At 62.9% G+C, this 653-nt stretch carries 1 protein-coding gene; it reads left to right on the top strand.

What is annotated here, in order from left to right; genetic code table 11:
• The coding region (locus JF66_RS19620; RefSeq protein ID WP_035880569.1) for an iron ABC transporter permease at window positions 1–598 on the top strand (598 nt) is incomplete at its 5' end.
• Between the last annotated feature and the right edge of the window lie 55 nt (window positions 599–653).

The following is a 653-nucleotide window of genomic DNA, read 5'->3' as shown; positions in this document are numbered from 1 at the left end:
CATCGGGGCAGGCGCTCGGAGCGGGGCGACACCGGTGCGTTTAGTGCTGGCCGGCATCGTCGTCACGGCAGTACTCGCCGCGTATATCCAAGCGGTAGCACTTAGCCTTCCGGCCGTGTTCGATACATACCGCTTTTGGGTCGTCGGCTCCCTCGCAGGGAGGGACCCGAGCGTGATCCTTGATGGGCTCCCGTTTATTCTCTGCGGTCTGCTGTTAGCACTAGCTCTGGCAGGACCATTGAATGCCTTGGCCCTCGGAGACGAGACCGCCAAGGCCCTCGGTGCGCACGTGGGCCGCACGCAGATCCTTGGCGCGGTTTCGACAACGCTGCTCTGCGCCGCGGCGACGGCGATGGTCGGCCCGATCGCGTTCATCGGACTCGCGGTTCCACACATTGTTCGGACATTGACGGGGGTGGACCATAGATGGCTGCTGACCTTCTGTCTGGTGCTTGGCCCTGTCTTGCTGCTATCTGCTGACATTGTGGGCCGTGTAATCGCAAGCCCCGCCGAAGTGATGGTCGGCGTCATCACCGCGTTCGTCGGGGCACCAATCCTGCTCCTTGCGGTGCGCCGAATGAACGGACCCACGTCGTGACACGCACGGTTTCACAAACCACGACGCGGCAGGTAGGCGTGTCCATCGGACTGAT

Origin of the sequence: Cryobacterium sp. MLB-32, from assembly GCF_000738085.1 — a bacterium.
Taxonomy (GTDB): domain Bacteria; phylum Actinomycetota; class Actinomycetes; order Actinomycetales; family Microbacteriaceae; genus Cryobacterium.
Note: the sequence above shows the minus strand (reverse complement) of the source record. Positions and strands in the feature narration are given on the sequence as shown.